General features: G+C 64.3%; 21 protein-coding genes. 9 read left to right on the top strand and 12 right to left on the bottom strand.

The features are described from left to right. Positions 1-63 precede the first annotated feature (63 nt). Positions 64-537 carry a hypothetical protein gene (locus ACE3QM_RS13620; protein WP_374422570.1) on the bottom strand — a complete coding sequence of 158 codons (474 nt, stop codon included), beginning with the start codon at positions 535-537 and terminating at the stop codon, positions 64-66. Positions 538-658: 121 nt separating this feature from the next. Here ACE3QM_RS13620 and ACE3QM_RS13615 point away from each other — a divergent pair, with 121 nt between their 5' ends. Next, complete coding sequence (locus ACE3QM_RS13615; RefSeq protein ID WP_374422568.1) at positions 659-1855, top strand: acyl-CoA dehydrogenase family protein; 1197 nt, start codon at positions 659-661, stop codon at positions 1853-1855. Positions 1856-2089: 234 nt separating this feature from the next. On the opposite strand, the gene ACE3QM_RS13610 is transcribed toward ACE3QM_RS13615, so the two are convergent. Both ACE3QM_RS13610 and ACE3QM_RS13605 read right to left on the bottom strand, forming a co-directional pair. Continuing rightward, positions 2090-2218 (bottom strand): hypothetical protein, encoded by a 129-nt coding sequence (locus tag ACE3QM_RS13610; RefSeq protein ID WP_255360819.1) that lies wholly within the window; start codon positions 2216-2218, stop codon positions 2090-2092. Between the two features lie 200 nt (positions 2219-2418). After that, a complete protein-coding gene (locus ACE3QM_RS13605; RefSeq protein ID WP_374422565.1) occupies positions 2419-3459 on the bottom strand; it encodes a histone deacetylase family protein in 1041 nt (346 codons plus the stop codon). Between the two features lie 126 nt (positions 3460-3585). Here ACE3QM_RS13605 and ACE3QM_RS13600 point away from each other — a divergent pair, with 126 nt between their 5' ends. From ACE3QM_RS13600 to ACE3QM_RS13565, 8 genes are all read left to right on the top strand, one after another. Further along, positions 3586-4059 (top strand): Lrp/AsnC family transcriptional regulator, encoded by a 474-nt coding sequence (locus ACE3QM_RS13600; RefSeq protein ID WP_231464183.1) that lies wholly within the window; start codon positions 3586-3588, stop codon positions 4057-4059. 16 nt (positions 4060-4075) lie between these two features. Beyond that, on the top strand, positions 4076-4750 hold the full coding sequence (locus tag ACE3QM_RS13595; RefSeq protein WP_374422563.1) for a glutathione S-transferase family protein: 675 nt from the start codon (positions 4076-4078) through the stop codon (positions 4748-4750). A 518-nt stretch (positions 4751-5268) separates the two neighbouring features. Then, positions 5269-5640: a hypothetical protein gene (locus ACE3QM_RS13590; RefSeq protein WP_231464184.1), complete on the top strand. Its 372-nt coding sequence runs from the start codon at positions 5269-5271 to the stop codon at positions 5638-5640. 399 nt (positions 5641-6039) lie between these two features. Beyond that, on the top strand, positions 6040-6318 hold the full coding sequence (locus tag ACE3QM_RS13585) for a hypothetical protein (RefSeq protein ID WP_374422560.1): 279 nt from the start codon (positions 6040-6042) through the stop codon (positions 6316-6318). 223 nt (positions 6319-6541) lie between these two features. After that, positions 6542-6901, top strand: a complete 360-nt coding sequence (locus ACE3QM_RS13580) for a hypothetical protein (RefSeq protein WP_374422558.1) — start codon at positions 6542-6544, stop codon at positions 6899-6901. A gap of 239 nt (positions 6902-7140) precedes the next feature. Further along, complete coding sequence (gene mgtA / locus ACE3QM_RS13575) at positions 7141-9906, top strand: magnesium-translocating P-type ATPase (protein ID WP_374422555.1); 2766 nt, start codon at positions 7141-7143, stop codon at positions 9904-9906. A gap of 129 nt (positions 9907-10035) precedes the next feature. Further along, on the top strand, positions 10036-10560 hold the full coding sequence (locus ACE3QM_RS13570) for a DUF2165 family protein (protein WP_374422553.1): 525 nt from the start codon (positions 10036-10038) through the stop codon (positions 10558-10560). A 33-nt stretch (positions 10561-10593) separates the two neighbouring features. Next, positions 10594-12186, top strand: a complete 1593-nt coding sequence (locus ACE3QM_RS13565) for an EAL domain-containing protein (RefSeq protein ID WP_374422551.1) — start codon at positions 10594-10596, stop codon at positions 12184-12186. Here ACE3QM_RS13565 and ACE3QM_RS13560 read toward each other — a convergent pair. From ACE3QM_RS13560 to ACE3QM_RS13520, 9 genes are all read right to left on the bottom strand, one after another. Then, positions 12183-12527, bottom strand: a complete 345-nt coding sequence (locus ACE3QM_RS13560; protein ID WP_374422549.1) for an MliC family protein — start codon at positions 12525-12527, stop codon at positions 12183-12185. The genes ACE3QM_RS13565 and ACE3QM_RS13560 overlap by 4 nt on opposite strands. 134 nt (positions 12528-12661) lie before the next feature. Next, positions 12662-13750 (bottom strand): 3-phosphoserine/phosphohydroxythreonine transaminase, encoded by a 1089-nt coding sequence (gene serC, locus ACE3QM_RS13555; protein WP_374422546.1) that lies wholly within the window; start codon positions 13748-13750, stop codon positions 12662-12664. 107 nt (positions 13751-13857) lie between these two features. Next, entirely contained in the window at positions 13858-14298 is a 441-nt protein-coding gene (locus ACE3QM_RS13550) for a PaaI family thioesterase (protein WP_048410999.1), read from the bottom strand. Further along, positions 14295-14762 carry a PaaI family thioesterase gene (locus ACE3QM_RS13545; RefSeq protein ID WP_231464198.1) on the bottom strand — a complete coding sequence of 156 codons (468 nt, stop codon included), beginning with the start codon at positions 14760-14762 and terminating at the stop codon, positions 14295-14297. The genes ACE3QM_RS13550 and ACE3QM_RS13545 overlap by 4 nt, the downstream gene beginning before the upstream one ends. Further along, complete coding sequence (gyrA, locus tag ACE3QM_RS13540; protein ID WP_231464200.1) at positions 14759-17467, bottom strand: DNA gyrase subunit A; 2709 nt, start codon at positions 17465-17467, stop codon at positions 14759-14761. Before gyrA ends, ACE3QM_RS13545 begins: the two co-directional genes overlap by 4 nt. 135 nt (positions 17468-17602) lie before the next feature. Further along, on the bottom strand, positions 17603-19165 hold the full coding sequence (rmuC, locus tag ACE3QM_RS13535; RefSeq protein WP_374422543.1) for a DNA recombination protein RmuC: 1563 nt from the start codon (positions 19163-19165) through the stop codon (positions 17603-17605). Beyond that, a complete protein-coding gene (locus ACE3QM_RS13530; RefSeq protein ID WP_374422541.1) occupies positions 19165-19740 on the bottom strand; it encodes an AAA family ATPase in 576 nt (191 codons plus the stop codon). Before ACE3QM_RS13530 ends, rmuC begins: the two co-directional genes overlap by 1 nt. Further along, entirely contained in the window at positions 19737-21425 is a 1689-nt protein-coding gene (gene recJ / locus ACE3QM_RS13525; protein ID WP_374422539.1) for a single-stranded-DNA-specific exonuclease RecJ, read from the bottom strand. Before recJ ends, ACE3QM_RS13530 begins: the two co-directional genes overlap by 4 nt. A gap of 6 nt (positions 21426-21431) precedes the next feature. Next, positions 21432-22439 (bottom strand): hypothetical protein, encoded by a 1008-nt coding sequence (locus ACE3QM_RS13520; RefSeq protein WP_374422537.1) that lies wholly within the window; start codon positions 22437-22439, stop codon positions 21432-21434. Positions 22440-22606: the final 167 nt, after the last annotated feature.

Raw genomic sequence — 22606 nt, 5'->3', positions numbered from 1 at the left:
TTGTGGAATCGATGCCCGGCAGTTTACCGGCTTGCCGCGTCCCGTCCAGCCCCGGACGCCGGCTCAGTCGCCCCACTTCAGGCTGAGGCCCAGTCCCTGGCAGTTGCTGTCGTCCGGCGCGCAATTGCTGTTGCGGGTGCTCAACTGCAAGGCGCTGTCCGCGCATTGCGGCGCATACGGGTCCTGATCGCAATGCTTGGCGCTGCCCATGGGCTGGGGCGGCGCGGAGGCGTAGGCGCGTTCGGCGCCCTTGGGCTGGCAATAGGCATAGCCGGGATGGCTTTGGCAGTCCACCGGCGTCTTGGGCTCCTGCTTGCTGCGCAGCGCCTGGTCCGCCAACTGGCGGGTGCGCTCGGACGGCGGGTAGTTGAAGCGCTTGCTGTCATAGCCCAGGCTCCAGCCCGGCGGCGGCTTGGCCGCGGGGCCGGGCGCTTCGGACTGCGCCGGCTTGAGATCCAGGTCCAGCGCCAGGCTGGGGCCTGCCAGGCCCAGCGCGGCCAACAGCAGGCCAAGGGATAAAGTGGGAGATGCGCTCATCGGAACCTTTCCCCGTTCCGCGGTATGGACTGCCCGCGCCTAGGCGCGGCGGGAACGGTGTCAATGAAAACAGGATAGAGCCAGGATGGCGCGGCCAAGTTCCGCTGTCCGGCGCTCCGATATGAACAGATGGCATGCTGCACGCATGGACAGCGCCGCCCATCGCGCCCAGAATGCCGCTGAAATCAACCAACCCTCGCCCATCGTCATGCACCAAGCCGAAGCCCTAGCCCTGTTGCGCCGCATCGATCAACGCGTGCGCCAGCAATTGGCGCCGCAAGCCACCGCCATCGATCAACAAGCCTTATACCCGCAAGCCATGCTGCGCGGCCTGGGCGACGACGGCGCCTACGCCGCCTTGCTGCCGGCCGAGCGCGGCGGCAGCGGCCTGGGCCTGGCCACGCTGATGGCGGCCATCGCCGAAGTGGGCGCGGCATGCGGCAGCACCGCCTTCTTGGCCTGGTGCCAAAGCGCCTGCGTCTACCTGCTGCTTCACGCCGCGCCGCGCGCCGAGTTGCAGACCATCCTGGCCGAGCTGGCCGCCGGCCGCCTCCTGGGCGGCCCCGGCCTGTCCAACGCCATCAAGCATCTGGCCGGGCTGGAACCGATGCGCTTGCGCGCCGAGCCCTGCCCACAGGGCTACCGGATCAGCGGAGAGCTGCCTTGGGTGTCCAACCTGGGCGCCGGCCACCTGTTCGCCGCCGCCGCGGCCTGCGCCGACGGGGACAAGCTGGCCTTCCTCGTCGACTGCGACACGCCGGGCGTACAACTGAACGCCGGCCCGCCCATCGCCGGCATGGGCGGCACCCGCACATTGTGTGTGAAGCTGGATCAGGTCCTGATCACGCCGGAGCGGGTATTGGCCGAACCGGCCGCCTTCGCCGGCTTCATCCGGCGCGTGCGCCCCGGTTTCGTGCTGGCGCAGGCGGCGGTGGGCTTGGGCATTGTGCAGGGCTGCCTGGACGATATCCTGGCCGCCAACCGCCGCGACGGCGAGCAGAACCGCTGGCTGGACCATTCCTATGATGAGTTGGCGGCGGAACTGGCCACGCTGTGGCGCGAGGCCAAGACGCTGGCGCCGCTGGCCGAGGCCGGTCAGCTGGCCGCGCCGCGCGTGCTGCGGCTGCGCGCCGAGGTCAGCGAGCTGTGCCTGCGCGCGGCGATGTCGGCCCAGCTGCACGCCGGCGCCGCCGGCTATTTGCTGTCGCACCCGGCGCAGCGCCGCTTGCGCGAGGCCAGCTTCATCGCCATCGTGACGCCAACGCTGAAACAGCTGCGCCGCGAAATCCATCTGGCGGAGCAGACGCAGCCGGCTTAGACCCTGTTTACGTTCCAGCAAGCAAGAGCGAAACAAGGCGAAAACGGCTGAGAAATGAGCATTTCGAAGCCGTACTCACCCTGCCACGTCTCACGAAGCGCAGCAGACTTTGAACAGGCTCTTAGAAGAGGTTTGTGATCCGTCGCTCCGCCGCGAGAGCGGCGCGCGCCGTCCAACTCATGCTCAAACTTTCAACACGGCGGATCAGAAATATCGATTGGCGCGCGGCGGCGCTCAGTGGCGCAAAAAGGCGAACAAGGCCACCAAGGCGATACAGGCAATCAGCGCCGCATGCAGCAAAGCCTCCTCCTGGCGCGCGCTGGGCCGCCATTTGAAGTGGCGCTTGGCGTCAGCCAGCGGCAACTGAGGAGAAAAATGCTGGTAAACAGCGCTGGGACTTCGATCTGCGGAATCAGGATGGCCGCTTTTCATGAGAAATAACTCTGAAGTTGTCGGGTGTAAGCAATTTTACACCCGCCACTCTATGCTTTTTACATTTTTTATACAAGCGCGGTGAGCTGACCGTTGGGCACGGCGATTTTCCGCGCCCGGACTGATCCAGATCAAATTCCGCCGGCTCTCCCCTCAAAACCCATCAGCACATTGACGGCATTGACGCCGATATCGTCCACCATATAACCACCCTCCATTACGAATAGCGTGGGCAAGCCTAGGCCGCCCAGGGTTTCGCCCAGGCGCAGGAAGTCCTCCCTCTCCAGGCGGAACTGGCTGATCGGGTCTTCCTTGAAGGTGTCCACCCCCAATGACACCACCAGCGCGTCCGGCGCATAGGCGGCTATTCTCCCGCAGGCGTGGCGCAAGGCCTCGCCATAGGCCGGCCAGCCAGTGCCATGCGGCAGCGGGTAATTATGATTGAAGCCCAGGCCGGCGCCGGCGCCCGCCTCGTCGCGATGGCCGGAAAAATATGGATAGGAAGATTTGGGATCGCCGTGCAGGGACAGGAACATCACATCGTCGCGCAGGTAAAAGATGCTCTGCCCGCCATTGCCATGGTGGTAATCCACGTCCAGCAGCGCCACCCGGCGCGCGCCGCCGTCCAGGCAGGACTGCACCGCGATCGCGGCATTGTTCAGATAGCAATAGCCGCCCATATACTCGGCCGCGGCATGATGGCCGGGCGGACGGCACAACGCGAAAGCGCTGCTCTCTCCAGCCAGCAAGGCGTCCATGCCGGTCAATGCCAGGTTGGCGCTGGCGCTGACCGCGCGCCAAGTGCCGGCGGTGATCGCCACGCCGGCGTCCATCGCGTAGAAACCCAGCTTGCCGTCGATGAACTCCGGCTCGATATCGCTGCGCAGGTCGCGCACCGGCCAGATCAGCGGCAAGGCGTCGTGACTGCGGCCTGTGGCCGCCCACTCGTCCCAGGCTTGCTCAAGAAAACGCACATAGCGCGCGCTGTGCACCCGCGCATAGCGCGCGCTGTCATACTCTCCCGGCGCCGCCACCGGCCCCAGCCCCATCGCCCGCACCCGCGCCAGAATGGTGTCCGCGCGCCCCGGTTGCTCGAAACAGGGCATCAACACCCCGTCCTTCAGTTCGCAACCGTGATGCAAATGATGCGCATCGCTGTAAATCGTCAGCATTCTCCACCCTCCCTTTAATCGCGATAGCGAAAGTATGCGCCCAGGCCATGGCAATAGTTTTGCTTTTACGCCTCCCATAGCGCTAATCTGGAGCAAGAATAGACTCTTAAAAAGCGATGATTGAGCATGAATAGACTCAAAACCCCGCTGGATGATACCGATAAAACGCTGCTGCGCTTGCTGCAGCAAGATGGCTCCCTGTCCAACCCCAAGCTGGCGGAGCGGCTATCCCTCAGCGTCACGCCGTGCTGGCGGCGGCTGAAGCGCCTGGAGGAAGCCGGCTATATCAAGGACTATCAAGCCAATCTGGACCGCCGCAAACTGGGCTACGATGTGCTGGCCTTCGTGCGGCTCAGCTTCGGCGAGCACGCCGACGATGCGCCCAACCGCTTCGAGCTGCAGATGCAGGAACGCCCGGAGGTGCTGTCCTGTCACAAGATCACCGGCGACGCCGACTACCTGCTGCAAGTGGTCGCGCCCAGCCTGGACGCCTACAGCGACTTCATCGAAACCGTGCTGCGCAAGACGCCCGGCCTGCACGCCATTCATTCCAGCCTGGCGCTGCGCGAGATCAAGGCCGGCAGCCGCTTGCCCATCTAGCCCTGGAAACCCGCCCATGATCATCGTCCATCATCTGAATAATTCGCGCTCGCAGCGCGTGCTGTGGTTATTGGAAGAACTGAACCTGCATTACCGGGTGCAGCACTACCAGCGCGACCCGGTCACCCTGCTCGCGCCGCCCGAACTGAAGGCGGTGCATCCACTCGGCAAATCCCCGGTAATCTGCGACGGCGAGCTGACGCTGGCGGAATCCGGCGCCATCATCGAATACCTGGTGGACAGCTATGGCTCCGGCCGGCTCAAGCCCGCGGCCGGCACGCCGGAAAGCCACGACTACCGCTTCTGGCTGCACCATGCGGAAGGCTCGCTGATGCCGCCGCTGGTGATGAGCCTGGTGCTGTCACGGCTGGAACAGCCGCCGGTACCCTGGTGGCTGCGCCCGCTGGCGCGCAAGCTGGCCGCCGGCGTCCGCGGTGCTTATCTGCAACCGCTGCTGACACAGCTGCTCGCTCATGCCGACCGGCAGCTGGCGCGCACCGGCTGGTTCGCCGGCGCCGCCTTCAGCGCCGCCGACATCCAGATGAGCTTTCCGCTGGAAGCGGCGCGCGCGCGCGGCGTCTTGAGCGCCGAGCACCCTCGCGCGCTGGACTTCCTCTGCCGCATCCACGCGCGCCCGGCCTACCGGGCCGCGCTGGAACAAGGCGGACCTTACGCTTATGGCGCGGATTGAACCTCTGGCAATTGCCGCCTATATCAAACCACGTCAATAAAATCGCGCCACGCCAGCATGAAATAAGGCCCGCCCATTTTGATTCCTCATGCTCGTCGCTTATTTAGTGTTGCGGCGCACACAAAAGCACAAAAAAGTTTGATTCAGGATTGCCTAGCGCCAAAAAGCCCCCTATAATCCGAGCATCTTAAATACTGCAAAGGTTCATCGTGGACAACGACGGAAGTAGTCGATCTTGTATCGCAACGCCGTCTTGCAGGATTTAGCAGACTCTCTTCTCTGCCACATCCTGCAATGACAGGGTGTGGTGTCTAAACATCCGGATTAAGACTCAACAGCGGCACGCCTGATCAAGCCGCCGGCAGCATCCGGACCCCAGGCCCAAGGGCCAACCCCAGACATCGCCAGACTCGCGCCACGCGGGCGTCTTATCCGCCTGATCGCGCTTGACCGCCCCTTTACGGCGTTTGCCTTCGGATTTCGTCGCGTCCTCCTTGCATCGCAACGGGGGGAATACCATGCGCTTGATCGCCAAACTGGCAAACCTGCTGCGCCCGGGCAAAATCGCCGCGCCAGCCGCCGTTTACCAATTGAATATTTTCTGCGTGCACGCCGATCTGACCATGCTGCGCGTGCAAGCCGCCAAGCAGCTGCATGCACACGGCCTGGAGGTGGAACGCATCGCCTTGACCGCCGGCGACAATGAGCTGGCCTGTCTGAGCGTGCTGTTCGCCTGCCCTGACGCGGCCAGCCGCAGCCTGAACCAGCTGGCGGCTCATTTCTGTCAGCTGCCGCAGGTCAATCGGGTGCACTGGGCGCGCCATGCGCAACGCCCGCGCGTGCCCAACCGCGCCTTTCTATTGGCCCAGCGGGCCAATCTGGCGCACTGAACGCTCACTTGGCGGCCACCGGTCGCCTGATAACCGCCGCCCGGGGATGCCCCGGCGCCACTTTAAATCGCAAACGCTGCCCACCAGCAGGAGGTTCTGATGTTGATTGAAGACCCTGAACCGCGACCGTGCCGGCCCATGGCGAATTGCTGATCTGAGCCTCTCCCTTATTGCGACAGCGGGACTGGCCAATTAGCCGCCGCCGACCATCGCAAACGACCATTGGATTTATTTTCATTTCTGCGACTATAAAACACAGAAGAGAATAATGCTGCCTGTCGCATTTTCAAATAGAAAATGAGGGAGTGAAATATGCGCCCAAATAAACTGGCTTGGTTATTTAATTACCTTGTCCGCAATCCAGCCAAACGCCAAAACGAAACCAGCTGCCACCTGAACGTGACATGTGACATCCCGGTGATTACCGCGCTGCGCAAGCAATTGTTCTGGGAAATGCACATGCTGGGCCTGGCGGCGACCCAAGTCACCATCACGCCCGCGACCAATGCCGGGCAAGCCTGCCTGAGCGTAAAGCTGGAATGCCCGCCCGCTCTGCGCAAAGCCTTCAATGAAATGGCCTTGCGCCTGAGCAAGATGCCGGAAATCCATCGCGTGCGTTGGGGTCGCCGCAAGTCGGAACCCCGCTCGCCGACCCGACGCTGGGCCATCAGCGCCTGAAGCATTCGAATCCATCCTCCAATAAAGGCCAGCCATGTCTGAAGAACCGGAACCTCGATCTTGCAGACCCGAGGCCGCCCGCCCCGCCTGATCTCCGCCGCCTGACGGCGGCGTGAGCGGCGCGCGCGCCTCGCCTCCGTCAAACCAAGCCCTGTTATTGCATGCCGCAAGGCAGGGGGCGGCACGTCCGCACGCCGCGGACGGCCATCGCTAGGAGATCGCCATGAACGACATCATCCGCCACAACATCCGGCCGCAACGCTACCAGCTGTCGGTCATCTGCCCAACGCAGGCGGTCAAGTCCGTGCGCAGGGAAATCCGCAGCGCCGCGCAGGGACACGGCTTGAAAGTGTCCAGCTGGAACGAAACCATGCTCGCCGGCGAATGCCACGCCTCCGGCGCGCCGGCCAACTGGATGCTGGCCACCGAATTCCGCTCCCGCGGCGATGCTTCCATGCACTTTCTGGAAGCCGTCATGCAGCGGCTGGGCAATCTGCCGCTGACCCGGGTGCGGCTGGACATCCTGCCCGGGCACAGCCGCCCGGAGTGGTCCAACACCGTGCGGCCGCTGGCCCTGGGCTGAGCCGCGGGCGGCCGCCGATTCAATCCCCTCTCACCATCTCATTTGCAAAGGAAACACCGCATGACCGACGACAGTTACCCGCTACCGCCCGCCCTGCACACACCGACAACAAGGCAGGCGGGCGCCCACTTCCAAACCAGAATATCCGCGACACCCGCTGCGCTGCGCCCGCCAGACATCCGTCCCGCCTGACCCGGCGAAGACCGATGCTGCGCCGGGCCCCGCGCAGGAGACATGAAATGACGAAACACACCACCAGCCGGCACAAGCTGAAAGGCTATGTCGCCACCCCTGGCGCGAAACAGGAAAAACCGGCCATCCGCGCGGTACAGGAAGCCGAAAGCTCCGTAGAAGAAACCCTGCAACATGTGCGCGGCCATCTCGACGGCCTGACCATGGCGGAAGCGCATCAGCGCTACGCCCAGTTCGGCGCCAACGAAGTGGCCCACGACAAGGCCCCGCACCCGCTGATCCAGCTGGCGCAGGCCTTCAACAACCCCTTTGTCATCGTGCTGATGGTGCTGGCCGCCATCAACTACTTCACCGACGTTTACTTCGCCCAGCCGGGCGAACAGGAATGGACCGGCATCATCATCCTGGTGACCATGATCAGCATCAGCGGCCTGCTGCGCTTCTGGCAGGAGTTCCGCTCCGCCAAGGCGGCGGAAAAGCTGAAATCGCTGGTGCGCAACACCGCCACCGTGCAGCGGCGCCCGGCCAACGGCAGCAGCCCGATCCGCCAGGAAATCGCGATGAGCGAGCTGGTGACCGGCGACATCGTGCACCTGCAGGCCGGCGACATGATTCCCGCCGACATCAAGCTGATCGAATCCCGCGATCTCTTCATCAGCCAGGCGGTGCTGACCGGCGAGGCCTTGCCGGTGGAGAAGTACGACACCCTGGGCTCGGTGGCCGAAAAGTCCGCCAATGGCCAGATCAACGGCGACGCCGAGCTGCTGGACCTGCTTGACCTGCCCAATATCTGCTTCATGGGCACCAATGTGGTCAGCGGCAAGGCTTCCGCCATCGTGGTGGCCACCGGTACCGACACCTATTTCGGCTCGCTGGCGCGCAATGTAGTCAGCCACAAGCGGGTGGAAACCAGCTTCGACCGCGGCGTCAACAGCGTGTCCTGGCTGCTGATCCGCTTCATGCTGGTGATGGTGCCGGTGGTGTTCATGATCAACGGCCTGACCAAGGGCGACTGGATGTCCGCCCTGACCTTCGCGCTGGCGGTGGCCGTGGGCCTGACCCCGGAAATGCTGCCGATGATCGTGTCCGCCAACCTGGCCAAGGGCGCGGTGGCGATGGCGCGGCGCAAGGTAGTGGTCAAGCGTCTGAATTCGGTGCAGAACTTCGGCGCGATGGACGTGCTGTGCACCGACAAGACCGGCACCCTGACCCAGGACAAGATCATCCTGGAACACCATTACAATATCCATGGGCTCAAGGACGAGGGCGTGCTGCAACTGGCCTGGCTGAACAGCTTCCACCAGAGCGGCATGAAGAACCTGATGGATATTGCCGTGGTGGAGCACGCCGATGAGCTGGGCAACCGCGTCAAGCCCAGCGGCTACAGCAAGGTGGACGAAATGCCGTTCGACTTCGTGCGTCGCCGGCTGTCGGTGATCGTGGAAAACCAGCGTGGCCGCCAGTTGCTGATTTCCAAAGGCGCGGTGGAAGAAATGCTGGCCGTCTCCAGCCATGTGCAGGACGGCGAGCAAGTGAAGCCGCTGAGCGAGGAAGATCGGGCCGCCCTGCTCAAGCGCAGCCAGGACTACAACGCCGAGGGCTACCGCGTGCTGCTGGTCGCCACCCGCGACATTCCGGCCGAAGAAGCCAAGCGCAATTACAAGACCAATGACGAAGCCCAGCTGGTGGTGCGCGGCTTCCTGACCTTCCTCGACCCGCCCAAGGACTCCGCGGCGCCGGCCATCCGCGCGCTGAAGGAGTACGGCGTGGCGGTCAAGGTGCTGACCGGCGACAACCCCATCATCACCGCCAAGGTATGCCGCGAAGTGGGCCTCAGCCCCGGCGTGCCGCTGGTGGGCAAGGACATCGACCAGATGGACGATGTGGCGCTGTGCAGCGCGGTCAAGCACACCACTATCTTCGCCAAGCTGACTCCGCTGCAGAAATCGCGCGTGGTCAAGGCCCTGCAGGCCAACGGCCACACCGTCGGCTTCCTCGGCGACGGCATCAACGACGCGCCGGCGCTGCGCGACGCCGACGTCGGCATCTCGGTGGACAGCGGCGCCGACATCGCCAAGGAAACCGCCGACATCATCCTGCTGGAAAAGAGCCTGATGGTGCTGGAAGAAGGCGTGATCAAGGGGCGTGAAACCTTCGGCAACATCCTGAAGTACCTGAACATGACCGCCAGTTCCAACTTCGGCAATGTGTTCTCGGTACTGGTGGCTTCGGCCTGGCTGCCGTGGGAGCCGATGCTGGCGATGCATCTGCTGATCCTGAACCTGATCTACGATGTATCGCAGATGGTGCTGCCCTGGGACAAGATGGATCCCGAGTTCCTGAAAAAGCCACGCAAATGGGAAGCCGACAACATCAAGCGCTTCATGCTGTGGATTGGGCCCACTTCCTCGGTGTTCGACATCACCACCTATGCGCTGATGTGGACGGTGTTCGGCGCCGGAGCCGCCTACTACGCCGGCCAGGCCCAGGGCATCAGCAGCGGCGGCGCCGACATCATGCACTCCGGCTGGTTCATCGAAAGCCTGGTATCGCAGACCCTGGTGGTGCACATGCTGCGCACGCGCAAGATCCCCTTCCTGCAAAGCACCGCCTCGCTGCCGGTCCTGCTGTCCACCACGCTGGCCATCCTCATCGGCTGCTACCTGCCGTTCTCGCCGCTGGCGGACAGCATAGGCTTCGTCAAGCTGGACAGCAGCTACTTCTGGTGGTTGCTCGCCACCATGCTCGGCTACATGACGCTGGCCCAGACGGTGAAGACCATTTATATCAAGCGTTACGGCGGCTGGTTCTGAACCCTGCCCGCGCGCCATCCCTCAGCCCCGCTTCGGCGGGGCTTTTTGCGTGCGCCGCTCCGCCATTCACAGCCCGGCTCCACGCTGGCACAATTCCCCGCTCCACAATCCCCATCCAAAGGAGAAACCATGCCTAAACCAAGCTTGCGCCGCGCCCAGCAGTGCTTCAAAAGCCTGCTCGCCCTGTCCATCGCGCTGTTCGGCCTGCTGGCCGCCAGCGGCAATATGCTGGACTACGATAGCAATTGGCAGTTCGTCCGCCACGTGTTGGCGATGGACAGCATGGAGCCCTGGTTCGGCGGCCAGGCGCTGAAGAGCCGCGCCATCACCGATCCCGGCTGGCAGCAGGCCGCCTACCTGGCCATCATCTCCGGCGAGCTGCTGTTCGGCCTGCTGTGCGCCTGGGGCGGCGGCCAGATGCTGCGCGGCGCGCTATGCGGCCGCGAGGACGCCTATCTGCGCGGCAAGACCTGGTTCACGCTGGGCTGCATTCCGGCGCTGCTGGTCTGGTATACCGGCTTCGCGGTGATAGGCGGTGAATATTTCGCGATGTGGGCCAATCAATGGAACGGCCAAATGAAGGCCTATGCCTTCATCGGCTTCATCCTGCTCAGCCTGGTGCATCTATCGCAGCCGGAAGCGGCGGCGGACTAAGCTCGCGGGCAAGCGGCCCCCCCCTCGTATATCATGAACCATGCCAACTCCCTCGCCCGCGCCATGATTGCCCGCCGCCGCCCCTTGCCCGCCCGCATCAGCCGCGGGCTGCTGGTTTTCGTCGCCGCCGTGCTGCCCTTGCTGGTGATCACCCCCATCGTCTATTGGCAGGAAAGCCAGCGCCTGCGCCAGCAAGCCATCATCCAGGCCGACCAGGCGGAAAACATGCTGGACATGATGCTGGGCTATGCCGAGCAGGCCGCTGACAAGGTGCTCCCGCTCACCGGCCGGACCTGCGGGGCGATCGAGCAAGAGTTGCGCCGCCAGGTGACTGTGGTGCCCTTCATCCGCAGCGTGACGCTGGAGCGCAACGGCGTCCTCTATTGTTCTTCGCTGTTCGGCGTCTACCATCAGCAAACCTCGCCACCGGAACCGGCGCGGCCGGGCCAGAACCTGTTGCTGCTGCCCGGCAACGCGCTGACGCCGGGACGGCCGCTGATCATCTACCGCAAACGCCCCAAAGAAATCGCCGTGCTCATCGCCATCGACGGTATTCATTTGCAGTTCAGCCTGGACATGGCCAGCGATCATGGCCCGGTCTATATGCAAGTGGGGCGGAACTGGATCGGCCCCGATCACGCGGTCCACGCCGGCCCCAGCCCCCGTTTCGACCTGGTGACGATAGAACAGCAGTCCGCCCACTACCCCTATAGCGTGATCACCGGCTTTAGCCGCCGCGACCTGTATCGCCAGCTCGGCAGCAGCTATGAGCTGGTGTTTTTCAGCATGGCGGCGCTGGGCCTGGTGCTGGCCGCGGCGCTGCAATGGCAGTTGAACCGGCCGGCCTCGCCCACCGTTGAGCTGCAGCGCGCGCTGGACAATGGCGAATTCGAGGCCTTTCTGCAGCCGGTGGTGCGCGCCGACGGACTGGCCTGGCACGGAGCCGAGGCGCTGATGCGCTGGCGCCACCCGCGCGATGGGCTGATCCGGCCGGACCTGTTCATTCCGCGCGCCGAGGACTGCGGCATGATCGTGCCGATGACGCGGCGGATGATGCATCAGCTGGCGCGCGCCCTGGGCCGGGCCGGCTTGCCGCCGCAGTTCCATTTGGGTATCAATATCACCGCCGCCCATTTGCGCGACGACTCGCTATTGGACGACTGCCGGCAGTTCCTCGCCCATTTCCCGCCTGGCGGCCTGAATCTGGTGTTGGAGCTGACCGAGAGAGAGATGGTGGAGCCGACGCCGGAAGCCTGCGCGCGGCTGCAGCGCTTGCGGGAGCTGGGCGTGATGATAGCGATAGACGATTTCGGCACCGGGCATTCCAGCCTGGTGTATCTGCAGCAGCTGCCGCTGGACGGCATCAAGATAGACAAGAGCTTCACCGCCAGCATAGGCGCGGACGCGCCATCCAGTCACATCGTGGACAGCGTGGCGGAACTGGCGCACAAGCTGGAATTGCAAATCGTGGCGGAGGGCGTGGAGACCGAGGCGCAACGCGCCTATTTGAGCCGGCTGGGCGTGGGCTGGTTGCAAGGTTATCTGTTTGCCAAGCCCATGCCGCTGCAGGAGTTTCTGCAGCGGCCGGAGCTGGACGCCGTGCGCGCGGCGGCGTCCGACATTTAACGTCGGCTTTCCTTGCAATCGCCCAGCAACACCTTATCGGCGATCTCATCGCGCAGCGTGCCTTCCGGCCCCTTGGTCCACCAGCTGTATTGCTCGGCCGCGTATTTGGCGCCGGAGCCGGACACCACATTGCTCAACAACAGGGTCTTGCCGGCGATAGGCAACACCGCGAAGCTCTGACCATTCTTGGCGTTGTAATACTTGACCTTAAGCTTGGCGCCGTCGGCGCAGACATAGTTGACGACCTGGCGCTGGCCGGCCGGAATCTCCGGCAAGCTCAGCGGTTTGGCGATGGCGGCCGTGCCGCTCAAGGCCAGCGCGGCGAACAATAGCGATTTCATTATGCAAACTCCCGTTTTCAACGCCGCCGGCATCCGGCCGGCGGCGAAGGGGGTAGACCCCGGCGCGGCGGCTTCGTTCGCCAGCGCCATGAAAAAGCCCGCCGGCAGGCGGGCTGGAACGGCGCGGCGACGGCTCAGCCGTGCATGCGCGCGAAGTCCTGCATGAAGTTGGCCAAGGACTTGACGCCCTCGATAGGCATCGCGTTGTAAATGGACGCGCGGATGCCGCCGACCGCGCGATGTCCTTTCAACTGGATCAGGCCGTTCTTGCGCGCCTCCAGCAGGAAGGTTTCTTCCAGCCCTTCTTCCTTGAGCCGGAACACCACGTTCATGCGCGAGCGGAACGGCGCGTCGATATGGGTGTGATAGAAACCGCCGCTGGATTCGATCACATGGTTGAGCAGACCGGCCTTCTCCTCGTTGCGGGTGGCGATGGCCTTGACCCCGCCCTGCTCCTTCAGCCATTTGAACACCAGGCCGGAGATATAGATCGGGAAGGTCGGCGGCGTGTTGTACATCGAGTCGGCGTCGGCGTGGACCTGGTAGTTGAGCATGGTGGGCAGGTCGGCGCGCGCCTTGCCCAGCAAGTCTTCGCGCACGATCAGCACCACCAGGCCGGACGGGCCGATATTCTTCTGCGCGCCGGCGTAGATCAGGCCGAACTGGCTGACGTCCACTTCGCGCGACAGGAAGTCCGAGGACATGTCGCAAACCAGCGGCACCTCCGGCAGGCTTTGCGGCACGAAGGGGAATTGCAGGCCGCCTATGGTCTCGTTGGAGGTATAGTGCAGATAGGCCGCCTTGGGATCGCGCTGCCAGCCGGCTTCGTCCGGCACATAGGCGAAGTTGCGGTCCTCGCTGCTGGCCGCCACGTTCACCTTGGCATAGCGGCGCGCTTCCTTGATCGCCAGCTTGGACCAGTGGCCGGTGTTGACGATGTCTATGCTGTCGCGCTCGCCCAGCAGGTTCAGCGGCACCTGGGAAAACTGCAGCGAGGCGCCGCCTTGCAGGAACAGCACTTTGTAGTTGGCGGGAATGCCCATCAGCTCGCGCAGATCGTGCTCGGCGTCGTGGATGATTTCCATGAACTCCTTGCCGCGATGGCTCATTTCCATCACGCACATGCCGGAGCCGTGCCAGTCCAGCATTTCGCTTTGCGCTTCGGCCAGCACCTGGTGCGGCAGCACGGCGGGGCCGGCGGAGAAGTTGTACACTTTGGCCATGTTCATCCTCTATTTGCGTTGACGGCCCTCGGCACCCGCGCCGGCGGAGATTCGGGCCTTGAGATGCGACAAGGCCCGATCGCGAAGCGCCGGGCCTTTGTTATAGCTTATTGACTAAGCAGGAAGTGGGCTCTCGCCACCGCGACCGGCTTTCGCCGGTCTTCTTGCCAGGCTTCGATCAGCACATTGGCCACCCGCTTGCCCTGCTTGGTGATCTCGCACTTGGCGTACAGGGTTTGCGGCCGACCCGGCCGCAGGTAGTCCAGCGAAAAATCGACGATCTTCGGCGTCTCCAGCGATTCCCGGCTCCACATCAGGTGCAGCATCGCCGCGCTTTCCAGAAAGCCGCCGATCAGCCCGCCATGCAGCGCCGGCAAAGCGGTATTGCCGACATTGCGCTCGGCAAAGGGCAGCTGGAACAGCAGTTCGCCGGCCTCGTCCTCGCTCAACTCCACCCCCATCAGCTTGATATAGGGCAGCTCGTCGACGATTTGCGCATAGGCTTTCTGATCGCGCAGCGCGTTGAAGCGCTCCATGAACTGGCTCATGCGGCGGCCTCCGGCAACATCGGGGTACGGCTGGATTCGCGCATGAAGGTGGCGACGCCGTGGGCGATCGGATCGCTGGGCGACTCGTGATAGCACACCGCGCGGGTGAAGGCGATCTGGCTGGCCAGACGATAGCATTCCGCCCGACAGAAAATGGGCTTGCCCGGCGTGGCCGCCTTCAGGTAGTCGATGCGCAAGTCCAGCGTGGCTATGGTTTCCATCTCCGGCAGATGAGCGGTCACCGCCACCGCGCTGCAGGTGTCCACCAAGGAGGTGATCACGCCTCCGTGCAGGATGCCGGTGACCGGATTGCCCACCAGGTCTTCGCGCCAGTTCGCCTTCAGCGTCACCTTGCGGCCCTCGGTGCCGACATACTCGATGCCGAGGGTGACGCAGTGCGGGAAGGAGACGAAGAGCTGGCTCATCGCCTCCAGCACCTGCTGATTGGCCGGCGTCGGAATCATGCCTCGCCGCCCTCGTTCGCGGCATCCTCGCCTTCGCCATCCAAGGCTTCCGCCTCGTCGTCGCTATCGCCTTCCGCCACTTTTTCCAGGCCGATCAGCTGCTCGCCTTCGTCCAGATTGATCAGGCGCACGCCCTGGGCGGAGCGGCCGGTTTCGCGCACTTCCGCCACCTTGGTGCGGATCAGCACGCCGCCGGTGGTGATCAGCATCACGTCGTCGGTTTCTTCCACCAGGCTGGCCGCCACCAGCTTGAAGCCAGTCTTGTCGGTCAGGTCCATCGCGATCACGCCCTGGGTACCGCGGCTGGTCAGGCGGAAGTCGCCGGTGCGGGTACGCTTGCCGTAGCCGCCGTTGCTGGCGGTCAGCACCATCTGGTCTTCGGAGTTGGTCACCAGCAGGGAGATCAGCTTCTGGCCCTCGCCCAGCTTCATGCCGCGCACGCCTCTGGAAGTGCGTCCCATCGGCCGCACCTGGCTTTCGCTGAAGCGCACCGATTTGCCGGCGTCGGAGAACAACATCACCTGATCGCCCTCGACCGGCAGGCCATCCTCGATCAGTTCGCCTTCGACCGCGATGTCTTCCTCCACGATGGCCTCGTCATCCTCGTCGCCCTGGCCAGCCACGCTCTTGCCGCAGGTCAGCGCCACGCCGATCAGGTAATTGCCTTCGTCCAGGTTGATGGCGATGATGCCGGCCGCGCGCGGCTTGGAGAAGGCGCGCAACGGCGTCTTCTTCACGGTGCCGTCGGCGGTGGCCATGAACACGTACTGGTCGTCGCGGAATTCCTTGACCGGCAGCAGCGCGTTGATCTTCTCGCCCTCTTCCAGCGGCAGCACATTGACCATGGGCTTGCCGCGGCTCTGACGGCCACCCTGCGGCAGGTCGTAGACCTTGCGCCAGTAGCAGCGGCCGCGGCTGGAGAAGCACAGCACGAAATCGTGGGTATTGGCCACGAACAAGGTGTCGATGAAGTCATCGTCCTTGGTGGCCGCCGCCTGCTTACCGCGACCGCCACGGCGCTGGGCGCTGTAGTCGTCGATCGGCTGGGCCTTGATGTAGCCGGTATGGGAGATGGTCACCACCATGTCTTGCGGGGTGATCAGGTCCTCGATATTGATGTCGCCGCCGAAGGGCTCGATCTCGGAGCGGCGCGCGTCGCCGAACTGGGCGCGGATGGCGGACAGTTCGTCGCTGATGATCTGGTTGATGCGTTCCGGCTTGGCCAGGATGTCCAGCAAGTCCAGAATCACCGCCATGATGTCGCGGTATTCGGCGACGATCTTGTCCTGCTCCAGGCCGGTCAGGCGCTGCAGGCGCATTTCCAGGATGGCCTGGGCCTGGGCGTCGGACAGGCGGTAGCCATTGGCCTTGAGGCCGAATTCTTCGGCCAGGCCGTCCGGACGCGCCTTGTCCTGATCCACGCGCGACAGCATTTCCTCGACCAGCGGCGAACGCCATTCGCGCTCCATCAGCGCGATCTTGGCCTGCGGCGGGGTTTCCGACGCCTTGATCAGCGCGATGATTTCGTCGACGTTGGACAGCGCGACGGCCAGGCCTTCCAGGATGTGGCCACGCTCGCGCGCCTTGCGCAGTTCGAAGATGGTGCGGCGGGTCACCACTTCGCGGCGGTGACGCAGGAATTCCACCAGGATCTGCTTCAGGTTCAACAAGCGCGGCTGGCCGTCCACCAGCGCCACCATATTGATGCCGAAGCTGTCCTGCAGCTGGGTCAGCTTGTACAGGTGGTTGAGCACCACTTCCGGCATTTCGCCGCGCTTGAGCTCGATCACCACGCGCATGCCGGACTTGTCGGACTCGTCGCGCAGGTCGGAGATGCCCTCGATCTGCTTGTCGCGCACCAGCTCGCCGATGCGTTCCAGCAGCCGCGCCTTGTTCACCTGGTACGGGATCTCGTCGACGATGATGGCCTGGCGGTCGCCCTTGCCGATGTCTTCGAAATGGACGCGCGCGCGCATGATCACGCGGCCGCGGCCGGTGCGGTAGCCTTCCTTGACGCCGGCGGTGCCGTAGATGATGCCGGCGGTGGGGAAATCAGGCGCCGGAATGATGTCGATCAGCTCGTCTATGGTCAGATCGCTATTGGCCAGCAAGGCCAGGCAGGCGTCCACCACCTCGTTCAGATTGTGCGGCGGAATATTGGTGGCCATGCCCACGGCGATGCCGGAGGAGCCGTTGATCAGCAGATTGGGGATCTTGGCCGGCAGGATCAGCGGTTCGTGTTCGGAGCCGTCATAGTTGGGACCGAAGTCCACGGTTTCCTTCTCGATGTCGGCCAGCAGTTCATGGGCGATGCGCGCCATGCGGATTTCGGTGTAACGCATCGCGGCGGCGTTGTCGCCGTCCACCGAACCGAAGTTGCCCTGACCGTCCACCAAGGGGTAGCGCAGCGAGAAGTCCTGCGCCATGCGCACGATGGTGTCGTACACCGCGGTGTCGCCGTGCGGGTGGTATTTACCGATCACATCGCCAACGATACGCGCCGATTTCTTGTACGCGCGGTTCCAGTCGTTGGACAGCTCGTGCATGGCGTACAGCACCCGACGGTGCACCGGCTTCAGGCCATCGCGCACATCAGGCAAGGCGCGGCCCACGATCACGCTCATCGCGTAATCCAGATAAGAGCGGCGCATCTCCTCTTCGAGGCTGATGGGGATGGTTTCCTTGGCGAACAGGTTATCGGTCATAGTTTCTTGATTCGTAAGGATGAACAGGCCGCCCTGCGATTGCGGGTGCATTCACGCGCCCGCCGCAGGGCGGCCAGCATTAAGTAATGACAGCCTGTATTCTATCACGAAACGGTCATCTCCAACTGACTTCCGTCAGTCCGGAAGCGGTTCGCCGACCTCGTCTTCGCCCGGCTCTTCCTCGGCGCCCAGTTTAAGATGCTGCTGCAATTGCTTGTTATTGCGTACCCCCAGTTTGCGCAGGCGCTCGGCGCTGGCCACCAGGTTGCCGCGGCCGCTGGACAGCTGTTTCATCGCGTCGCCGAAGCTGTCGCGCGCATTGTCCAGCTGCTTGCCCAGTTTCTCCAGATTGCCGGCGAAGCCGACGAACTTGTCGTACAAGGCGCCGCCCTGACGCGCGATCTCCTGCGCGTTCTGGTTCTGGTATTCATAGCGCCAGATGCTGGCCACGGTGCGCAGCGTCGCCAGCAGGGTGCTGGGACCGACTATCATGATGCGGCGCTCGAAAGCCTCGCTGAACAGGCTCATGTCCTGCTGCACCGCCAGCAGATAGGCCGGTTCCACCGGGATGAACATGAACACGAAATCCAGGGTGTTCAAGCGGTACAGATCCTGATAGCGCTTTTCCGACAAAGTGCGGATATGGGCGCGGATGGCCGCGACATGGGCTTTCATTTCCGCCGCGCGCTCGGCCTCGTCCTCGGCCGCGGTATAGCGCACATAGGCGTTCAGCGACACCTTGGAGTCCACCACCAGCTGCTTGCCTTCCGGCAGGTCTATCACCACGTCGGGCTGGTAGCGGCGGACGCCGTCCTCGCCGGCCACCACATCGGACACCTGCACCCGGTATTCGCGGTCCTTGTGCAGGCCGGAAGTCTCCAGCACCCGTTCCAGCACCATCTCGCCCCAGGTGCCCTGCGCCTTGCTGCTGGCGCCGGTCAAGGCATTGGTCAGCGCCGCAGCGTCGTCGCCCAGCCGGCTATTGAGCTCCTGCAGGCGCTTGAGCTCCGCCTCCAGCGACAAGCGCCCCTGGCTGTCTTTTTCATAGCTGTCCTGCACCAGCTTGCCGAAATCCTGCAAGCGCTGCTGCAAGGGGCTGAGCAGGTGATCCAGGTTCTGCTGGTTTTGCTCGGTGAAACGCTTGGCCTTCTCCTCCAGGATGTCGCCGGCCAGCGCCTTGAATTGCGCCGCCATGCTTTCGCGCGCCTCGCGCAGCAGCTCCAGTTTTTCAGCATTCTGGCCGCGCTCCTGCTCCAGCAAGGTCGTCAATTCCTGCTCGCGCGCGGTGAGCCGGGTGATTTCCTCGCCCTGCGTCTGCGCCCGCCCCTGCAGCGCGGTCAACATCTTGCCCTGCTCTTCGCTGGCGGCGAGCAGCGCGCCGACACGGCGCAGCTCCGCTTGCAACTGGTCCAACTGCTTATCCCGCTCCTGCGCCTGCCGCTCCAGTTCCGGCACGCGCTGAGCGCGCGCCACATAAGCACCCAACTGGGTCTGGATGTCGCCCAACTGCTGCCCTTGTTGCTGCGCCTGAGCCAGCGCGACCCGTTCCCGCTGCCGGCATTCATCCAATTGCAGGCGCGTCATTTCCTGCTGCGCCTGCAGGTCAGCCGCCTGCCGCGCGAGACGACCGCGCAGCACGGTCGCGGCCGCGCCGGCGGCCAGCAGCCCCAGCAACAAGCCGATCACCAACATTTCCATTACGTGACCTCTAATTGGCCGGCCCGCATCCCGCGGTCCGGCAACGACTGTTCGACGATGAAGCTAAGCCGTTGCGCCAAGGGTGCCGGCGGCACTTCGATGATGTGATAACCCAGACGCCGATAGGTGCGCTCCATCGCGGCGCAAGTGCGCTCAGCCTCGGCGAAACTCTGCTTGCGCTCCTGGTCCTGCACGAATATCTCGCGCCACGGCGGCAACAAGAACACATGGCGATGATAGGGAAAACGCTCGGCGGCGGCTTGCATATGAGCGGGAATCGGCAGGCCGAGCAAGTCGAGATAGCCCAACACATCGGGCAGGCCGCGATCGAAGAACACCGGACCGGGCAAGCCCGCCGCCAGCCGCAGGCTGCGCAGTTCCCAGCCCAGCATCGCCTCGGCAAAGGCGCGAGGATCCACCCAGGGCAAGGCGCGCCCGCCTATCAACGCCTGATCCTGGATGATGGCGCGGCCGGCCTCGTCCATCACCGAATGTCCGGCTGCGCGCAAGGCTTCCAGCAAGGCACTCTTGCCGGCGCCCGGACCGCCGGTCAACACCAAGAAGCGCGAGCTCACACCGCAGTCCAATGCTGCAAATACACTTGCAGCTCCTTGCGGCCCTGCCACTCATTGGCGATCAGTTGGTAGACCGCGTCGACATTGTCCGGCAGCCACTCCACCTGGTTGAACAGCATGGCGTCGTACTCCTCGCCGTCGCGCGCCAGCCGCAGCTTCAGATGTTTGTCGCCGACCACGCGCTGGCTCATCACCGCGAAGCGGTCGTGGAAATATGGCACCGGGAAGCCCTGGCCCCAGACCTCGGCCGCCAATTGTTCGGCGAAGACCAGGTTCAGTTCGCGCGGTGCCAGGCTGCCGTCGGTTTCTATGGTGCGGGTCAGATGGCGCTCCTCCAGCAGTTCGCGCGCAACCGCCTCGAAGGCGCGCTGGAATTCGTCGAAACGCGCTTGCCGCAGGCTCAGGCCGGCCGCCATCGCGTGGCCGCCGAACTTGAGGATCAGGCCGGGATGGCGCTTGAACACCAGATCCAGCGCGTCGCGCAGATGGAAGCCGGGAATCGAGCGGCCCGAGCCCTTGATTTCGCCATCGTCGCCGGGCGCGAACACAATGGCCGGCCGGTGGAAGCGCTCCTTCAGCCGCGAGGCGACGATGCCGACCACGCCCTGATGCCAATCGTCGCGGAACAGGCTCAGCGTATAGCGGTTGTCGGCGTCGATGCCGGACAGCGCCGCCAGCGCCTCGTCCTGCATGCCGTGCTCTATGCTGCGCCGCTCGCGGTTGAGCTGATCCAGCTGCTGCGCCAGCCGCATCGCCTGCTCCTCGTTGGCGGCCAGCAGGCAGGCGATGCCCAGGCTCATGTCGTCCAGGCGGCCGGCGGCGTTCAGGCGCGGGCCCAGCGTGAAACCGAGGTCGAAGGTATTCGCCTTGTAATGGGCGCGGCCGGCGACGCGGAACAGCGCGGCGATGCCCGGCGTCATGCGGCCGGCGCGCATGCGCTTGAGGCCGTTCTCCACCAGGGTGCGGTTGTTCTGATCCAGCCGCACCACGTCGGCCACCGTGCCCAGCGCCACATAGTCCAGCAACTCGCCCAGATTGGGCTGGCCGCGCTCGTCGAACACGCCGCGCCGGCGCATTTCGGCGCGCAAGGCCAGCAGCACGTAGAACATCACGCCGACGCCGGCCAGGTTCTTGGACGGGAATTCGCAGCCGGGCTGATTCGGATTGACGATCAGCGCCTCAGGCAGCACATCGCCGGGCAGGTGGTGATCGGTGACCAGCACCTCGATGCCGCGCGCCTTGGCGGCGAGCACGCCGTCGACGCTGGCGATGCCGTTGTCGACGGTGACGATGATGTCCGGGTTCTGACGCGCGGCCAGCTCAACGATTTCCGGCGTCAGGCCATAACCGTATTCAAAGCGATTGGGCACGATGAAATCCACGCGCGCGCCCAGCATGGACAGGCCCTTGACCGCCACCGCGCAGGCGGTGGCGCCGTCGGCGTCGTAGTCGGCCACCACCAGCAGGCGCTGACCGGCGGCGACGGCGTCGGCCAGCCGGCTGGCCATCGGCTGGATATTTTTCAGATCCTGATAGGGCAGCAAGGCCTTGAGGCCGTAATCCAGCTCGGCGCAGTCGCAGATGCCGCGCGCGGCGTATAGCCGCGCCATCAGCGGGCTCAAGCCCTGGCGCAGCAATTGTTCCTGGGTGTCGGCCGGTATGGCGCGGGGGACGATTCGGGACATGTTTTCTCAGTACAAGGCGGACAACGGCAGCGGCCGCTTCCAGAATTTCCATAGATCATTGCGGCGGATGTTCAATTCCAGCCCCCTGGGGCCGTGCGCGCGCAGCGTCAGGCTGTCGATGCGGCCTTGGCGCAGCGCCTGCAACAGCGGCGCGAACCAGTCGCGCTCCAGCCGCAGCAGCGCGTCGCGCCAACCCCAGGCGTCGCGGTATTGCGCCGCCGCCTGCAACGCGTCCAGCACTAGCAGGCTGTCGCGGCCGCCGGCCTGGTCGATGAAGCCGGCGAAGTCGTAAGGCGCTGGCAGACAAGGCGCGCCGGCCTCGGCGGCGATCAGGCCCAGCCAGTCCTCGTCGGCGAACACCTGCTCGGCCGGCGCGCGCCAGTCCGGCTCGGCTCCGCCGCCCCATAGCCACAGGCTGTTGACGCTGAGTTCGCCTCGCGCCTCGCGCGCGTCGTTCAGCGGATGGGTGTACAACAGCATCTGCGCTTCATTCAGCAGCCGGCTCCAGTCCAGGCCGCGCTCGCCCCGCGGCAGGTGGGCGTTGACGTCCTCGCCCACCGCGTCCGGCAAGGGCGTGAAGCTGGCGGCCGCGGCGGCCTCCAACTGCAGCAGCCAGCGTCCCGGTTCCAGCGGATGGATGCGCCAGCCGTCCTCGGCGAAATGGCGGTTCAGCGCGGCGGCCAATTCGTCCGCCTCCGCCTGGCTCAAGCTCATCACGCCGATATCGGCCAGCAAGGCGCGGTCGCGGTCCACGCGCAGATGCACCGGATCGGCCAGCAGCCAATCCCCCTGCTCCGCCGGCAAGCCGGCCTGCCGCGCCAGCAAGCGCGCCAGGCCCTCGGTCGAACCGCGCCACGGAGCAGCCAGCATTTCGCTCAAGGCCGCCGGCCGTTCAAGGCGCGCGCCCTGGCCCAGCAAACGCTGCAGGGCCGGCATTTCCAAGCCCTTGCACACATCGGCGCCGTCGTGGCCGTCCAGCCAGAGCAAACCCGGCAACAGCAATGTCAATTTCATTTATCGCTACACAAGGATGGCGAGATCGAAGTAATATCAAAGCCTTGCAAAAACGCCATGGCATCGCAGCCAGGCGCAATCAGGCCGATAGCATCCGGAATCGCGGCTATAATTTACAGTTTGCACAGGAACTTATGTCGCGTCAGCGCTCCAAACATCCAGACGCG

The organism is Chromobacterium sp., assembly GCF_041912965.1.
GTDB classification, from domain to species: domain Bacteria; phylum Pseudomonadota; class Gammaproteobacteria; order Burkholderiales; family Chromobacteriaceae; genus Chromobacterium; species Chromobacterium aquaticum.
Note: the sequence above shows the minus strand (reverse complement) of the source record. Positions and strands in the feature narration are given on the sequence as shown.

Excerpts from the sequence above, each read along its gene's own strand:
- ACE3QM_RS13620 (WP_374422570.1), bottom strand. The coding sequence starts at position 537 with ATGAGCGCATCTCCCACTTTATCCCTTGGCCTGCTGTTGGCCGCGCTG.
- ACE3QM_RS13615 (WP_374422568.1), top strand. The coding sequence starts at position 659 with ATGAACAGATGGCATGCTGCACGCATGGACAGCGCCGCCCATCGCGCC.
- ACE3QM_RS13605 (WP_374422565.1), bottom strand. The coding sequence starts at position 3,459 with ATGCTGACGATTTACAGCGATGCGCATCATTTGCATCACGGTTGCGAA.
- ACE3QM_RS13600 (WP_231464183.1), top strand. The coding sequence starts at position 3,586 with ATGAATAGACTCAAAACCCCGCTGGATGATACCGATAAAACGCTGCTG.
- ACE3QM_RS13595 (WP_374422563.1), top strand. The coding sequence starts at position 4,076 with ATGATCATCGTCCATCATCTGAATAATTCGCGCTCGCAGCGCGTGCTG.
- ACE3QM_RS13590 (WP_231464184.1), top strand. The coding sequence starts at position 5,269 with ATGCGCTTGATCGCCAAACTGGCAAACCTGCTGCGCCCGGGCAAAATC.
- ACE3QM_RS13580 (WP_374422558.1), top strand. The coding sequence starts at position 6,542 with ATGAACGACATCATCCGCCACAACATCCGGCCGCAACGCTACCAGCTG.
- mgtA (WP_374422555.1), top strand. The coding sequence starts at position 7,141 with ATGACGAAACACACCACCAGCCGGCACAAGCTGAAAGGCTATGTCGCC.
- ACE3QM_RS13570 (WP_374422553.1), top strand. The coding sequence starts at position 10,036 with ATGCCTAAACCAAGCTTGCGCCGCGCCCAGCAGTGCTTCAAAAGCCTG.
- ACE3QM_RS13565 (WP_374422551.1), top strand. The coding sequence starts at position 10,594 with ATGAACCATGCCAACTCCCTCGCCCGCGCCATGATTGCCCGCCGCCGC.
- ACE3QM_RS13560 (WP_374422549.1), bottom strand. The coding sequence starts at position 12,527 with ATGAAATCGCTATTGTTCGCCGCGCTGGCCTTGAGCGGCACGGCCGCC.
- serC (WP_374422546.1), bottom strand. The coding sequence starts at position 13,750 with ATGGCCAAAGTGTACAACTTCTCCGCCGGCCCCGCCGTGCTGCCGCAC.
- ACE3QM_RS13550 (WP_048410999.1), bottom strand. The coding sequence starts at position 14,298 with ATGAGCCAGTTCATGGAGCGCTTCAACGCGCTGCGCGATCAGAAAGCC.
- ACE3QM_RS13545 (WP_231464198.1), bottom strand. The coding sequence starts at position 14,762 with ATGATTCCGACGCCGGCCAATCAGCAGGTGCTGGAGGCGATGAGCCAG.
- gyrA (WP_231464200.1), bottom strand. The coding sequence starts at position 17,467 with ATGACCGATAACCTGTTCGCCAAGGAAACCATCCCCATCAGCCTCGAA.
- rmuC (WP_374422543.1), bottom strand. The coding sequence starts at position 19,165 with ATGGAAATGTTGGTGATCGGCTTGTTGCTGGGGCTGCTGGCCGCCGGC.
- recJ (WP_374422539.1), bottom strand. The coding sequence starts at position 21,425 with ATGTCCCGAATCGTCCCCCGCGCCATACCGGCCGACACCCAGGAACAA.
- ACE3QM_RS13520 (WP_374422537.1), bottom strand. The coding sequence starts at position 22,439 with ATGAAATTGACATTGCTGTTGCCGGGTTTGCTCTGGCTGGACGGCCAC.